This is a genomic window from Kitasatospora sp. NPDC048715 (genome assembly GCF_043198905.1).
Lineage (GTDB): Bacteria > Actinomycetota > Actinomycetes > Streptomycetales > Streptomycetaceae > Kitasatospora > Kitasatospora lactacystinica.
The window spans coordinates 35,401-49,889 of sequence record NZ_JBICVH010000009.1 but is presented as its reverse complement, the minus strand read 5'-3'; the positions used below and the strand labels follow the sequence as shown (position 1 = coordinate 49,889).

Annotated in this window: 12 protein-coding genes; 6 read left to right on the top strand and 6 right to left on the bottom strand. The window is 74.4% G+C overall.

Translation table 11 applies throughout. The annotated features are described in order from the left end of the window. The first annotated feature begins 101 nt into the window (after nt 1-101). Complete coding sequence (locus tag ACGFSC_RS18055; protein WP_359908776.1) at nt 102-782, top strand: response regulator transcription factor; 681 nt, start codon at nt 102-104, stop codon at nt 780-782. Next, nucleotides 779-2,212, top strand: a complete 1,434-nt coding sequence (locus tag ACGFSC_RS18050; RefSeq protein WP_359908778.1) for an ATP-binding protein — start codon at nt 779-781, stop codon at nt 2,210-2,212. The genes ACGFSC_RS18055 and ACGFSC_RS18050 overlap by 4 nt, the downstream gene beginning before the upstream one ends. 54 nt (nt 2,213-2,266) lie before the next feature. On the opposite strand, the gene efeB is transcribed toward ACGFSC_RS18050, so the two are convergent. The 3 genes from efeB to ACGFSC_RS18035 all read right to left on the bottom strand — a co-directional run bounded on the left by efeB (nt 2,267) and on the right by ACGFSC_RS18035 (nt 6,244). Further along, nucleotides 2,267-3,589 carry an iron uptake transporter deferrochelatase/peroxidase subunit gene (gene efeB / locus ACGFSC_RS18045; RefSeq protein WP_359908781.1) on the bottom strand — a complete coding sequence of 441 codons (1,323 nt, stop codon included), beginning with the start codon at nt 3,587-3,589 and terminating at the stop codon, nt 2,267-2,269. Further along, nucleotides 3,589-5,676 (bottom strand): iron uptake transporter permease EfeU, encoded by a 2,088-nt coding sequence (gene efeU / locus ACGFSC_RS18040; protein WP_359908784.1) that lies wholly within the window; start codon nt 5,674-5,676, stop codon nt 3,589-3,591. Before efeU ends, efeB begins: the two co-directional genes overlap by 1 nt. A 241-nt stretch (nt 5,677-5,917) precedes the next feature. Beyond that, on the bottom strand, nt 5,918-6,244 hold the full coding sequence (locus ACGFSC_RS18035; RefSeq protein WP_359908787.1) for a hypothetical protein: 327 nt from the start codon (nt 6,242-6,244) through the stop codon (nt 5,918-5,920). 408 nt (nt 6,245-6,652) lie between these two features. Between ACGFSC_RS18035 and ACGFSC_RS18030 the strand changes: the two genes are divergently transcribed. After that, on the top strand, nt 6,653-8,275 hold the full coding sequence (locus tag ACGFSC_RS18030) for a cytochrome bc complex cytochrome b subunit (RefSeq protein WP_359908833.1): 1,623 nt from the start codon (nt 6,653-6,655) through the stop codon (nt 8,273-8,275). Nucleotides 8,276-8,364: 89 nt separating this feature from the next. Here ACGFSC_RS18030 and ACGFSC_RS18025 read toward each other — a convergent pair whose 3' ends face one another. Beyond that, entirely contained in the window at nt 8,365-8,739 is a 375-nt protein-coding gene (locus ACGFSC_RS18025) for a cytochrome C oxidase subunit I (RefSeq protein ID WP_359908789.1), read from the bottom strand. 331 nt (nt 8,740-9,070) lie between these two features. On the opposite strand from ACGFSC_RS18025, the gene ACGFSC_RS18020 reads away from it, so the two are divergent. After that, a complete protein-coding gene (locus tag ACGFSC_RS18020) occupies nt 9,071-9,502 on the top strand; it encodes a YchJ family metal-binding protein (RefSeq protein ID WP_359908792.1) in 432 nt (143 codons plus the stop codon). Nucleotides 9,503-9,592: 90 nt separating this feature from the next. Here the strand turns inward: ACGFSC_RS18020 and ACGFSC_RS18015 are convergent, their stop codons facing one another. Next, nucleotides 9,593-10,648 (bottom strand): polysaccharide deacetylase family protein, encoded by a 1,056-nt coding sequence (locus ACGFSC_RS18015; protein ID WP_359908795.1) that lies wholly within the window; start codon nt 10,646-10,648, stop codon nt 9,593-9,595. A gap of 229 nt (nt 10,649-10,877) precedes the next feature. Between ACGFSC_RS18015 and ACGFSC_RS18010 the strand changes: the two genes are divergently transcribed. Next, a complete protein-coding gene (locus ACGFSC_RS18010) occupies nt 10,878-11,408 on the top strand; it encodes a GNAT family N-acetyltransferase (protein WP_359908798.1) in 531 nt (176 codons plus the stop codon). Nucleotides 11,409-11,423: 15 nt separating this feature from the next. Here the strand turns inward: ACGFSC_RS18010 and ACGFSC_RS18005 are convergent, their stop codons facing one another. Beyond that, a complete protein-coding gene (locus ACGFSC_RS18005) occupies nt 11,424-12,341 on the bottom strand; it encodes a carbohydrate kinase (RefSeq protein WP_359908801.1) in 918 nt (305 codons plus the stop codon). Between the two features lie 340 nt (nt 12,342-12,681). Here ACGFSC_RS18005 and ACGFSC_RS18000 point away from each other — a divergent pair, with 340 nt between their 5' ends. Further along, nucleotides 12,682-14,262, top strand: coding sequence for a M1 family metallopeptidase (locus tag ACGFSC_RS18000; RefSeq protein WP_392863588.1), 1,581 nt, complete (start codon nt 12,682-12,684; stop codon nt 14,260-14,262). Nucleotides 14,263-14,489: the final 227 nt, after the last annotated feature.

The following is a 14,489-nucleotide window of genomic DNA, read 5'->3' as shown; positions in this document are numbered from 1 at the left end:
CCGCGCAACAGCCGCGGGCGTCGGGGAGGGCCGCGGAGCGGACCCGGAACACCTCGGCCCCGACCGGAGGCGCCGTGAGCACGTCAGGGAGAATCTCCGCCATGACGCACACCGTGCTGATCGCCGAGGACGACCGGGCCATCCGCGACTCGCTCGCCCGCGCCCTGATGCTGGAGGGCTACCGGGTGCGGGTCGCCGCCGACGGCACCCAGACCCTGGCCGTCCACGCCGAACAGCGCCCGGACGTCCTGGTGCTCGACGTGATGATGCCCGAGCCGGACGGCCTGGAGGTCTGCCGCCGGCTGCGCGCGGCCGGCGACCGCACCCCGGTGCTGATGCTCACCGCCCGGGTGGAGGTCCCCGACCGGATCGCCGGCCTCGACGCCGGCGCCGACGACTACCTGGTCAAGCCCTTCGACGTGGACGAGCTCTTCGCCCGCCTGCGCGCCCTCCTGCGCCGCCACCCGCCCGAGCCCGCCGCCGAGGCGCTGACCGTCGCCGACCTGCGGGTCGAGCCGCCGGCCCGTCGGGCCTGGCGCGCCGGCCGGGAGCTCGAACTCTCCCGCACCGAGTTCGACCTGCTGGAGCTGCTCGTCCGGCACGCCGGCGCCGTCCTCGACCAGGCCACCCTGTACGAGCAGATCTGGGGCTACGACTTCGGCCCCGGCTCGAAGAACCTCGCGGTGTTCATCGGCTACCTGCGCCGCAAGCTCGACCGTCCGGGCCTCGTGCCGCTGATCCACACCGTCCGCGGCGTCGGCTACACGCTGCGCGAGCCGTGACCGGCCCCGCCCGCCGCCTCCCCCGGTTCCTGCGGTTCCCGCGGTTCCCGCGCCCCGCCCGCCGCCTCCCCCGGCTGCCGCGCCCGGGCCTGCCCACCACCCTCGCGCTGGCCTTCGCCGCGATCGCCGCGCTGGTCGCGGTGCTGATCGGCGCACTCGGCTACGACGCCGCCGCGCGGCTGATCCGGGACGACGAGACCGCCGACTTCGGCGCCGCCGTCGACTCCGTCGGCCGGCAGGTCCAGCGGGAGGTCCTCTTCCCCGGCGACTTCGCCGGCCCGAGCGGCCTGAGCGCCGACCTGGTCCGCCCGATCCGGGTCACCACCCAGTCGCTCGACCCCGACGGCGCGGTGCTGCCCGGCACCGCCCGGCTCGACCTGCCGCCGAGCCCGTCCGACCACGAGCTCGCCCACGCCGACCAGCCGGGCCGCACCTCGATCGGGCTGCGCCACCGGCACCGCGAGGCCTACCGGGTCGGCGTGGTCTCGCTCGGCGGGCGGCGCGGGGCGGTCCAGATCATCCAGCAGGTCGGACCCTCCGAGAAGCTGCTGAGCACCCTGCGGACCCGCACGGTCGCCCTGGTGGCGATCGTCGCGGTGCTCGCTGGCGGGGCCGGGCGGCTGCTCGCCCGACGGATCACCCGACGGCTGGTCCGGCTCACCGAAGCGGCCGAACTGGTCGCCACCAGTGGGCGGTTGGACGTCGCGGTGCCCGCCGCCGGAACGGACGAGGTGGGCCGGCTCGGCCGGGCCTTCGACCGGATGCTGGTCCGGCTCGCCACCGCGAAGGAGAACCAGCGCCGCCTGGTGCAGGACGCCGGGCACGAGCTGCGCACACCGCTGACCAGCCTGCGCACCAACCTCTCGGTGCTGCCCGGCCTGGACCGGCTGCCGCCCGCCGAACGTGCCGCGCTGATGGCCGATCTGCTGGAGGAGTCACGGGAGTTGGCCCAGCTGGTGGAGGAGCTGGTGGCGCTCGCGGCGGACCGCAGGGCGGACGAGCAGCCGACCGGGGTGCTGCTCGCCGACGTGGTCCGGCAGGCCGCCGCCCAGGCCCGGCGGCGCAGCGACCGGCAGATCGTGGTGGACGCGGACGGAACCGTCGTCACCGCCCGGCCGGACGCGCTGGCCCGCGCGGTGGGCAACCTGCTGGACAACGCCGCCAAGTTCGACCCCTCCGGGACCGGCCCGATCGAGGTGGTGGTGCGCGGCCCGCGGGTGGAGGTGCGCGACCGCGGCCCGGGCATCGACGCGGCCGACCTCGACCGGGTCTTCGACCGCTTCTACCGGGCCACCGCCGCTCGCAGCCTGCCCGGCTCCGGGCTGGGCCTGGCCATCGTGCACGAGGTGGCCCGCTCGCACGGCGGGACGGCCTTCGCCGCCAACCGGGAGGGCGGCGGCGCGGTGATCGGCTTCACCCTCGGCGGCTGACGGCGCGGACCGTCCCGGCGCGTGGCAGCGCCGGGCCCGCGGTGGGACCCGCCGTCAGACGGCGGCCAGCAGCCCCCGCCCGAGCCAGTCGGCCTCGTCCCTCGCGCCCGGCAGGACGAAGAAGTACCCGCCGCCGGTCGGCGAGATGTAGTCCACCAGCGGCTCGCCGATCAGCCGGGTCTGGGTGGCCTCGAACTGCCGGACCACGTCCTGCTGGTAGCAGCAGAACACCAGGCCCATGTCCAGGTTGCCCGCCTGGTCGACGCCCCGGTCGTAGTTGAAGCCCCGGCGCAGGATGCGCGAGGTGTCGGTGTCTGCGGTGCGCGGGTTGGCCAGCCGGATGTGCGCGTCGAGCGGGATCGCCTTGCCGTCCGGGTCCTTGGCGTAGTCGGGCGCGTCGGTCTCCCGGGCGCCGTCCAGCGGCGCGCCGGTGTCGCGGCGGCGGCCGAACATCTTCTCCTGCTCGGTGAGGGTGACGCGGTCCCAGAACTCGATCAGCATCCGGATGATGCGGATCACCTGGTAGCTGCCGCCGGTCGCCCAGCCGGGTTCTCCCGTCCCGTCGGCGACCCAGACCAGCCGGTCCATCTCGCGCGCGGAGCCGGTGTCGGGGTTGACGATGCCGTCCTTGAAGCCGAGCAGGTTGCGCTGCGCGCCGTCCGGGCGGGACTGGTTCTGGAAGCCGTCGATCCGCCAGAGGATCTGCATCGCGCCCCGGGTGTGCCGGGTGATGTCGCGCAGTGCGTGCAGCACGGTGTCCTGGCGGTCGGCGCAGATCTGCAGCGAGAGGTCGCCGTGCAGTTCGGCGGCCCGGAGGTTGTCGTTCGGGAAGGTCTTCATCGGCGCGAGCCTGACCGGCTTGGCCTTGGCCAGCCCGTAGCGGTCGTCGAAGAGCGAGGCGCCGACGCCGACCGTGACGGTCAGGTGGTCGGCGGGGACGGTCGGGCCGAGGATGCCGCTGTCCGAGGGCGGCGCGCCGACCCCGAGGTCCGGCGGGGTGCCGCCGGCGGTGAGGAAGCGGATCCGCTCGGTCAGGGTCCGGAACAGCGTTTCGAGGCCCTTGCGGTCCTGGGCGATCACCTGGCAGGAGACGAAGGCCGCGAAGCCGGGGGCCGGGGTGGTGACGCCGGCCTGGTGGGCCCCGTGGAACGGCACCGCCCCGGTCTTGTCCTGCTTGCCGTCCCCGGCGGCGGCCCGGCCGGCGCCGAGGGCGAGGCCGCCACCGGCCAGCACGGCCGCGCCGGCACCGGCGCCGAGCGCGGCCCGGACGAAGCTGCGCCGGGCCGGTCCGGCCGGGCAGCCGCCCTCCGCGGTGGCCTCGGCCGGCGCGGCGTGCGGGAAGTGGCAGGACCCGGTGGCTGCGGTGTGGTCGGTCATCAGGCGGCCTTCCGGATTTCGAGCAGGGCGGGGACGGGGGCGAGGTCTTCGAGCAGTTCGCCGGTGGCCCCGTTGAGCTGGCGGCGGGCGTCGGCGGGCAGCCGGTCGACCGGGGTCCACCCCTCGGGCCGGTGCGCGGCGGCGAGCAGGTCGCCGACCCGCTTCATCCCGGCGTTCGCCTTGACGAGCACCTGCGGGTCCCGCTCGTCGAGCAGCGGCTGGAGCAGCGTCAGCAGCTCCTGGGTGCCGGTCAGGTTGGCCTGGGCGGTGGCCAGGTTGGTGCCGCTGCCCATGTCGGTGTCGCCGGTCAGCTCGAACTGGAGGGTGTTCTCCAGGATCTCGTGGGCGCGCAGCGGCAGGTCGCCGGGGGCGAAGTCCTGCCCGGGGAAGTCGCGCGCCAGCTGGTCGACGTTCTGCGCCAGGTCGTCGGCGACGGGCGTCAGCTCCTCGGCGGACCGGTCGTGCCAGAGGCCGTACTCCAGGCGCAGGAAGCCGGTGAAGCCCGGGTCCTTCTCCTTGTCGGCGAGGCCGTCCGGGCGGCCGTCGATCTTGCCGTCGAGGTCGGCGAAGGTGCCGTACGCGGCGCCGAGGGAGGCGTACTGGAGGTGGGCGGCGAGCCAGTCGGCCTTCGCGGTGGCGAGGTCGCCGGAGCGCACGTCGGCCTGGAGCTTCCGGCTCTGCGTGACGAGCGTCGCGAGGCCCTGGCCGACGTACTGCTTGTAGCTGTCGAGCGGGGCCTTGAGGTCGTCCTCGGCGACCGGCTTGACGGCCTTGACCACGGCGGCGCCGCTGACGTGCACGGCGGCCGAGGTGACGGGCTTCCCGCCGGTGGGCACGCAGCGCCAGGCGTAGTCGCCGGAGCCGATGGTGGCGGTCAGGGCGCGGGTGGTGCCGGGGGCCAGGCCCTCGATCTCCCCGTAGACCGAGCCGGTGCCCGGGTCGACGAGGTAGACCTCGGCGACCTTGTCGCCGGTGTTGCGCATCTGGAACACCTGCTGGCCGGGCCGCGGGGCGGCGAAGCCCTTGCCGCACTCCTGCTCGGAGACGGCGACGGTGGCGGAGCCGCCCTGCTTGCCGTCGCTGATCGCGATCACGGCGCCGGCCAGCACCACCGGGACGGCGACCGCCGCGGTCGGCAGCACCCAGCGCGGCCGGCCGGCCCGCGCCGGCGGGGCCTCGGACTCCGCGTCGGCCCCGGCGGGCTTCTCGGCGACCGCCGCAACCGCCGCGGCCGCAGCGGCGGGCGCGGCGGGCGCGGCGGCCGGGGCACTGGTGCCGCCGCGGACGCCCTCGACGAACAGCGTCATCACGATGCCCAGGTAGGCGACGTAGCCGACGACCTGGAGCACCGTCATGGTGACGGTCAGGTTGAGCGTGCCCTGGACGAGCGTCGCGTACCAGGACGAGGCGTCCAGGTGCCCGCCCAGGTCGAAGGCGTACGAGGTGCCGCCGCCGATCAGCCCGGACTCCTGGAGGTCCCGCAGGCCGTAGCCGAGCACGCCCGCCGCGACGACGATCAGGCCGATGCCGGTGATGGTGAAGAACCGGGTGAGGTTCATCCGCAGGGCTCGCCGGTACAGGCCCCAGCAGAGCCCGGCCGAGAGCAGCAGGCCGAGGGCCGCGCCGATCAGCGGCCCGGTGGACTCGCCGGCGGTGCGCACGTTGGTCCACAGGAAGAGCGAGGTCTCCAGGCCCTCCCGGGCGACCGCGAGGAAGCTGGTGAGCACCAGCGCACCGGCGCCCATCGCCAGCGAGGCCCGGACCTTCTCCTTGATCTCGGCGGAGAGGGTGCGCGCCGAGCGTCGCATCCAGAACACCATCGCGGTGACGAAGCCGACCGCGATCAGGCTGAGCACCCCGCCGAAGGCCTCCTGCGCGTGGCCGGAGAGGTTGGCGGCGGTGAAGGTGAGCACCGCGCCGAAGCTCAGGCTGAGCGCGACGGCCGCCGCGACGCCCGTCCACACCTGGGGCAGCCGGGCCCTCTGGTCCGCCCGGACCAGGGTGGCGACCAGGATCGACACGATCAGTCCGGCTTCCAGGCCCTCGCGCAGCCCGATCAGGAAGCTGGGAAACGCCTCGTCCCACATGCGGCGGGCTCCTTCCCCGGGCCCGGCCCGGGTCGTTCACCTGTTCTCGCCTCCGCCGCGGTGGCGGTGGAGCGGCACAGCCGAACGCCCCGGACACCGGGGTCCGGGGCGACGGCTTAGCTTAGGCAAACCTTAGAGCCGGCAAGGTCAACCGCACCCCCGCTTCGGGTAAGGATTCGGTATGAGCCCGCCCTCGCGTTGACCGGGCCCGCGGGCCTCAGGGGTCGTCAGGAGTCCGCGGTCACCCCCACCACTGCTCCGGGACCGGCTCCGGCTCGGACGACTCCGGGACCGTCACCGGTTCGGCGCAGCGCACCAGCAGATCGCCCTCCTCCGTCCCGGCGACGAGGTAGCCGCACTCGCGGAGCACGACCGCGGCCGCGCCGCTCAGCGCCGCGAGCGCCTCCCGGGAGGGTGGTCCGCCCGGCTCCGCGCCCGGCGTCCAGCCGACCACCACGCCCTCGGGGTGACGGTCGATCCACAGCGGTGAGGGCCCCGGTCCGGTGTCGAACCCGGCGCGGGCCAGGGCCTCGGTGACGTCCTCGAAGAGTTCACGGTGATCCACCATTGGCGCAGCGTAGGCCCGGGACCACGCGACCCCCGGCCGCGGCGCGCGCCGAAACGGTTCAGCGGCACTCGACCGCAGCATCGGCACCCGTTGGGCCGAGCGGCGGCCAGCCGATCGGGCGTCAGGGGCCCCCGTCCGGCCCGACACGAGCGGCCGGACGGGCCGATGGACGTGCACAGTCGGCCCCCTGCCGACAGCATGACAGAGTAAGCGCTCCATCACCCTGAGCAACGGGTCCAGTGGAACACCTGGTCCGCGCGCCGGTCCGGCCGGCGGGCCCGTATCGAGAGGTCCCATGATCACAACACTTCGCCGGCCGGTGTTCCCGCCGGCGGGCCTCCAGCACGGCACGCCGAGGACGCCGGGGAGCCCGTCGTGAGAACCGACCAGCAGTCGCAGCCGGGACCGGTGACCAGCACGCGCGCCGACCCCGCCAACAAGGCCGAGGCCCTGGCCGACTGGACCGACGGCCGACTGGGCATCTACTCCCTGGCCAAGTCCAATCTGCGCAAGATCTTTCCCGACCACTGGTCCTTCATGCTGGGTGAGATCGCGCTCTACACCTTCGTCATCATCATCCTCACCGGCGTCTGGCTGACCATGTTCTTCACCCCGAGCATGGGCGAGGTCGTCTACGAGGGGACGTACGTCCCGCTCAGGGGCATCGCGATGTCCGAGGCCTACTCGTCGACGCTCAGGATCAGCTTCGACGTGCGCGGCGGCCTGCTGATGCGCCAGATCCACCACTGGGCGGCCATCGTCTTCGTCGCCGCGATGCTGACGCACATGATGCGCGTCTTCTTCACCGGCGCGTTCCGCAAGCCGCGCGAGATCAACTGGGTCTTCGGCGCGCTGCTGCTGATCCTCGGCATGTTCGACGGCTTCATGGGCTACTCGCTGCCGGACGACCTGCTCTCCGGTACCGGCATCCGCTTCATGGAGGGTGCCATCCTCGCCGTCCCGATCGTCGGGTCGTACCTGCAGTTCTTCATGTTCGGCGGCGAGTTCCCGGGCACCGAGATCATCCCCCGGCTGTTCACCGTCCACGTCCTGCTGATCCCGGGCATCATGCTGGGCCTGCTCGCGGCACACCTGATCCTGGTCTTCTACCACAAGCACACCCAGTTCGCCGGGCCCGGCCGGACCAACCAGAACGTGGTCGGCATGCCGCTGCTGCCGGTCTACACGGCCAAGGCGGGCGGCTTCTTCTTCCTGGTCTTCGGCGTGGTCGCGGTGATGTCCGCGATCGCCACGGTCAACCCGATCTGGGCGTACGGGCCGTACCGTCCGGACCAGGTGTCCACCGACGCCCAGCCGGACTGGTACATGGGCTTCTCCGAGGGCCTGATCCGCGTGATGCCCGGCTGGGAGATCAGCGTCTGGGGCGGCCACACCCTCAACCTCGGGGTGTTCATCCCGCTGATGGTCTTCCCGCTCGTGCTGATGGTCGTCTGGGGCTACCCCTTCCTGGAGGCCTGGATCACCGGGGACCGGGGCGAGCACCACATCGCCGACCGGCCGCGCAACGCCCCGGTCCGCACCGCCTTCGGCGCCGCCTGGATCGGCCTCTACCTGCTCCTGCTGGCCGGCGGCGGCAACGACCTGCTGGCCACCCACTTCCACCTCTCGATCAACGCGATCACCTACGCGGTGCGGATCGGCTTCTTCACCGTGCCGGTCGTCGTCTTCGTGATCACCAAGCGGTGGTGCCTGGGCCTCCAGCGGCGGGACAAGGAGAAGGTGCTGCACGGCCGGGAGACCGGCGTCATCAACCGGCTCCAGCACGGCGAGTTCGTCGAGATCCACGCCCCGCTGCCGCCGGGCCGGCTCTACACCCTCACCGCGCACGACCAGCCCCAGCCCTCCGAGCTGCCGCCCGAGGTGGACGAGAACGGGGTGGCCCGCAAGACCGGGCTGTGGACCCGCACGCGGGTGAAGCTCTCCCGCGGCTTCTACGGCAAGGGCAGCCAGATCGCCAAGCCCACCGTCGAGGAGCACGAGGAGATCAGCAGCGGCCACGGCCACCACTGATTCCCGGGCACGACGAGGGCCCGCCGCGCCGGGAACGGTGCGGCGGGCCCTCGTCGTGCCCGGGCCCGCCGGCGGCGGGCCCGGTCCGCTCAGCCGCGCAGAACGGCCGGGACGACGGCGAACAGCGCCGCCGTCACGGTGACGGAGAGGCAGAGCGCCGCCCAGCGGGCGCAGATCCGGCGGCACTCGACGCGGTACCGGGCGGCCAGCCGGCGGCATCGCTCGACCGCGCGGTCGACGACCTCCTCGGCGTAGCGCAACCGATCGGCGGCGTAGGCCTGTTCGAGGCTCTCCCGCTCCGCCGCCGGCAGCCACGGGAACTGCGCGGCGAACGCGCGGGCGTCCCGCTCGGCCGCCGCGACCTCCGCCTCCCAGGCCAGGAAGCCCTCGATGCGGGCGAACTCCGCCCGGGAGTTCACCCGGGGGCGGGCGCCGGCGGGCCTGCCCCGGCGAGGGGTCCGCACTCTCGGCGGACGCTGTCTGCCACCCATGACCGCTCCGTACGTTGTAAGGCGGCCCGCCGGAGAAGCCTGCGGGGGACGGGCTCCTGACGGGGATCGCTCCGCGACCAGGCAACTACTATCAGCGACGAACAGCAGGTGGCGGGCGGCTCGCCACAACCCGCGCGATTCTTGCCGGACGGTGGAGCCCGCGACGAAGGGCCGGCCGGTCCACCGGGACGGACCTCCGGGTGACACGGACGGGCCCGCCCCCGGTGCGCCCGGGGGCGGGCCCGTTCCCGCCGTGCGCGGGGCGGCCGGGGAGCCGTCCGGCGCGTGGGGGACAATGGACGCCATGTCCCGACGTCGTTCCGCTCCCCGCGCCGCAGCGCCGCGGCTGCTGCCCTCCTCCCCCTGCCCGTGCGGCCTCTCCGCCGGCTACGGCGACTGCTGCGGCCGGCTGCACCGGGGCCAGTCGACGGCCACCACCGCCGAGTCCCTGATGCGCTCCCGGTTCAGCGCCTTCGCCGCGCAGGACGAGGCGTACCTGCTGCGCACCTGGCACCCGGACACCCGGCCCGCGGAGGTCGACTTCGACCCGGGGCTGCGCTGGACCGCGCTGGAGGTGGTCGCCACCACCGAGGGCGGCGCGTTCCACGCGCAGGGCACGGTCGCCTTCCGGGCCCACTGGACCGAGGGCGGCGAGGAGGGCGTGCTCACCGAGAACAGCCGCTTCGTGCGGCACGAGGGCGCCTGGGTGTACCTCGACGCCCTCTCGCTCGGCTGAGCCGCCCGGCCCCGAGCCACCGCCCGCCCCCCGAGCCACCCGGACCGCGGCCGCCGGGTGGCCGCGGCGGGTGGCCCCTGCCGACAGGTGCTACAGGTAGTCGTCCAGCCGGGCCAGGGCGAAGCCCTGCGCGGTGACGTCGTTGACGACCTTGCGCAGCAGGTCCGGCATGGAGGCCTTCCAGATGTCGGTGCCCCGGAAGTGGGTCAGGATGATGTCGCCCGGATGCAGCTGCTGGTCGTCGTAGCGCCATTCCATGTGGTCCGGGAAGGCCTCCTCGTTCCACAACGGCACCGCCTCCACCCCGCAGGAGGCCGCGGCGCGCAGGGTGTCGTCGTTGTACTCGCCGTACGGCGGACGGAACAGCCGGGGACGGACACCGATCTGCTGCTCCAGCTGGTCCTGCTGGTTGCAGATCTCCTGGCGCTGGGTCTCGTAGTCCAGCACCTTCAGGTTGCGGTGGTTGATCGTGTGGTTGTTGATCTCCACGCCGTGGGCGTGCAGGTCCCGGAAGTAGCCGTAGTTCTCGCGGGCGAGGTAGTCGGAGACGTACGTGCTGAGCGGGATGCCCAACTCCTCGGCCATCCGGGAGAACTCGGGGTCCTTCTCGGCGCCGTCGTCGACGGTCAGGAAGACCACCTTGTCGTCGGTCGGGACCCGGTAGACGACGGGCGGACGGCCCTCCGCGAGCTTGACTCCCTGCCCCTGGGTGAGCGCGGGCCTGGTCGCCGGGCGCGGCGGGGCCTTCAGGGGCGGGCGTTCCAGTCCCCAGCGCTGCGCGGTCTCCACCGCGGCGCGGGCGGCCACCTCCTGACGGGCCGTGGCCTCGCCGCCGCTCTGCTCCTCCTTGCGGGCCAGGCCGGGCAGCTGCGGCCGCTCCACGGGCGGGGCGCCCGCGCGGGCGGGGCCCTCGGCGGCCTGTACCGCTGCGGCACCTTCCGGAGCCGCGGCGGCTTCGGCGGCGGGCGCCGCGTTCGCGTCGGCGGCCGGGGCGGGCTTCGGTCGGGCGGGAGCGGCCGGACCGGCGCAGCCGGCGAGGACGGCGGAGAGGCAGACGGTGGCCAGCAGGCCGGTCCGTACGCCGCTCCGGCGCTGCTGATTCCCCCTCAGATCCCCACTAATACGACAACCTGATGGTCTGTTCATAGCTGCACTGCTCCCCCGCCGCGCACCACCGCCAATCCCCACGTCACCCGCGCGGGGCAACGACGCACCGGAGCCTTGCCGTTCCTTTGCCCGGGCGGCGGCCGACCGGACGGACGACCGGGGTGGACCAGGGCGGTCGGGGTGGAGCAGAGGCGGTTCGAGCCGGGCCGGGCCGGGCCGCCGGGAAAACCGATTGCGGGGGCGGCGCCATGAAGTGGATCATGCGCGCATGACCGACACCGCGCCCCGCAGCTCCGCCCCCTGGACCGTCGCCACCGCCGACGTGACCGCCCCCGAGGCCCTGGACCTGCTGCGCGAGTACTACTACGACGTGGCCAACCGCTACTACCGCCTGCACTTCGACCGGGAGGGCACCCCCGAGGAGCTGGAGGCCGGCCTGGCCGGCTCCCCCAGCGACGACCTCGCCGCCCCGGACGGCCTCTTCCTGATCGGCCGTCACGACGGCGTCGCCCACTCCTGCGCCGGCCTGCGGCGGCTCGACGCCACCACCGCCGAACTCACCCGCGTCTTCGTCCGCCCCGGCCTGCGCGGCACCGGCGGCGGCGCCGAACTGCTGGCCGCCGTCGACCGGGCCGCCCGCTCCCTGGGTGCGGACCGGATCGTCCTCGACACCCGCCTCGACCTGACCGAGGCCCGCGCGCTCTACCTGAGGAACGGGTACCGGGAGATCCCCGCCTACAGCAGCGGCCCGTACGCCGAGATCTGGTACGGGAAGGACCTCACCGCCCTTGCGCGGTAGGCGGGTTGGGCCCGGCTACCCGGCACTCGCCGGGGCGTGGGACGGCGGCCCGTCCGTCAGGGCGGCCGCGAGTTCGGCCGCCGAGGGCGGGTTGGCGCCCGGGCGGGCGACGGTCAGCGCGGCCGCCGTCACCCCGTGGGTGAGGCAGACCGCGAGGCCGGCGCCGGCCGTGCGGGCGTGCAGGAAGGCGGCCATGAAGGAGTCGCCGGCACCCACGGTGTCGGCGACCGGCACCCGGAGGGCCGCGGCCTCGGCGTGTCCACCCCCGGCGGTGCGGGCGAACGCGCCCTCGGCCCCGAGGGTGACCGCGACCACGGCCGGGCCGAGGGCCAGCCAGCGCTCGACGACCGCCTCGGGCCGCTCGCCCGGGTAGAGCCAGGCGAGGTCCTCGTCGCTGGCCTTGACCAGGTCGCTCAGCGCCACCCAGCGCTCGACCCGGCGGACGGACTCGGCCCGGTCGCCCATCAGCGCCGGGCGCACGTTCGGGTCGTAGCTGATCCGCGCCCGCCCGCGCCAGCGCTCGACCAGCGCCAGCACCGAACCCGCGCCGGGCTCGGTGACCGCCGCGATCGAGCCGAGGTGGATCGCGGCGGGCGGCTCGGCGAGTTCGGTCGGCGGGAGCGTCCAGCGGATGTCGAAGGTGTAGCGGGCCCGCCCCTGTTCGTCCAGCTCCACCACCGCCGAGGGCGTCCGGGCGACCTCGGCCGCCCGCACCCGCACACCCGCCGACTCCAGGTGCCGCCGGATCAGCCGGCCGTTGGCGTCCGGCCCCAGTTCGGTGAGCAGCACGGCCGGGCGGCCCAGCCGGGCCAGGCCGTAGGCGACGTTCGCGGGACTGCCGCCGGGGTGCACCCGGTCCGGCTCCGCACCCGATCGGACGATGTCGGCCACGCACTCGCCGATCACCAGAACGGGTGAAGCTGGGCTGGTCACGGCGGCTCCTGGCATCCGGTACGCGGGCGTCGTCAGAGCCGCCAGCCTACGGGGTGCGGCCGGGCACGCGGTGCCGGGGCAAGAGAGTACGGCCGCCGGACCTGGCCAGGTTTTCCGACGGCCGTGGATCGTCCGTCAGGGGACGATGCACTCCTCACGGTAGACCGCGTGCGGCGGCCGCGCCATCACTCTGGGCCGTCCGGGGGACCACGGGGTGTCGTCGAAGCGCACCGATCGCGCCCGGGCCCTGCGGCAGTCCACTAGCATCCGTGGCCGGGCTCCCGTTCCGGCGGCTCCCGACCTCTCCCCCGCTCCCGCTCGTGAAGTGCGGTGATCACCCTTGTTCAGGCCCCGCGCCGGTCTCCTTCCCTCGCTCGTGCTCAGCGCGGTCGTGCTCTCCGCGAGCGTGCCGACGGCCGGCGCCGCCGACGGGCCGGGCGATCCGGTCTTCCCCTCGCTCGGGAACACCGGGTACCGGGCGCTCCGGTACGACCTGGCCCTCGACTACCGGGCCGGGACCAGGACGGTGGACGGCACGGCCGTGATCACCGTACGGCCGGACCGCGCCCTCGCCCGGCTGGAGCTGGACGCGCTCGGGCTGACCGTGCGCGGCGTCCGGGTCGACGGACGGCCGGCGGACTTCGCGGCCCACGACGAGAAGCTGACGGTCACCCCGGCCGGGCGGTTCCTGCCGGGCGCCGTCACCCGGCTCACCGTCGAGTACAGCGCCGATCCCCGTGCCGCGCTGCCGCACACCGGCTGGGTCCCCACCCCGGACGGCTTCGCGGTGGCCGGCCAGCCCAACAGCGCGCACACCGTCTTCCCGTGCAACGACCACCCGGGCGACAAGGCCCGGTTCACCATCGCGGTGACCGCCCCGGACGCTCTCCTCGGCGTGGCCAACGGCGAGTTGACGGCCACCGAGCGGCTGGGCGACGGCCGCACCACCCGCCGGTACGTCTCCCGCGAGCCGATGGCCACCGAACTGGTCCAGGTCTCGGTCGGCGACTACACCGTGCGCGAGCGCACCGGCCCGCACGGCCTGCCCCTGCGCGACGTCGTGCCGACCGCCCGCGCCGCCGAGCTGGAGCCCGCACTCGCCCTCACCCCCGGCCAGCTCGTGTGGGCGGAAGCCCACCTGGGGCGGTTCCCGTTCGAGGTGTACGGGATCCTGCCGGTCAACACGGACGACCCGGCCGCGTTCGCCTTCACCGGTCTGGAGACCCAGACGCTCACCCTGTACAAGCCGAACTTCCTGCGGCAGGCGGAGCCGGCGATCGGCTCGCACATGATGCACGAGCTGGTCCACTCCTGGTTCGGCAACAGCGTCTCCCCCGCCCGGTGGTCCGACCTCTGGCTCAACGAGGGCCACGCCGACTTCTACGGGCTGATGTACCGCTACGAGCGCGGGTGGCCGGACGCCTGGGGTCACACCACGCTGGTCGACCGGATGCGCTACGTCTACGGGCTGGGCGACCAGTGGCGGCACGACTCCGGGCCGGTCGCCTCCCCCACCGCCGCCGACCTCTTCGACAGCCAGCGGTACACCGGCGGCGCTCTGGTGCTGTTCGCGCTGCGGGAGAAGGTCGGGGCGGAGGCCTTCGACCGAATCGAGCGCACCTTCCTGGGCACCCACCGCTACGGGAACGCGACCACCGAGGACTACGTGCGGACGGCCTCCGCGGTGTCCGGGCAGGACCTGCGCGGCTTCCTCCACGACTGGCTGCACGGGCTGCGGACACCGCCGATGCCGGGGCATCCGGACTGGGTGGTGGGCCCGGTCGGCCCGACGGGGGCGGTGCCGGCGGTTCCGGCCGCGCCGGGCGCTGCGGGGGTGGCGGTTCCCGGGCCCTCGGCTTGGGAGCGTGGGGCCGCAGGGGCGGGCGGGCCCGGGGTGGCGCGGGGCTCCGGAACGCTCTGACGGCGCGGCTGGGGCTGCTGGTGCACGCCCGGCGCGCCGCCGTGCGTCCGGTCGCCCCGTACGCGCCCCTGACCGGCAGGGGCGGGTGGGGCCATGGTGGTTCCCACGGCCCGCCCGCCGCCCGGCAGAGTCCCGGTCGGTTCGCGGGCCGTCCAACCTTTCCGGACACTCCCGCCGCGGGCCCGCGGCAGGTCCGGGCCGTAACCCTTCCGGCGCAGCGTCGTTGG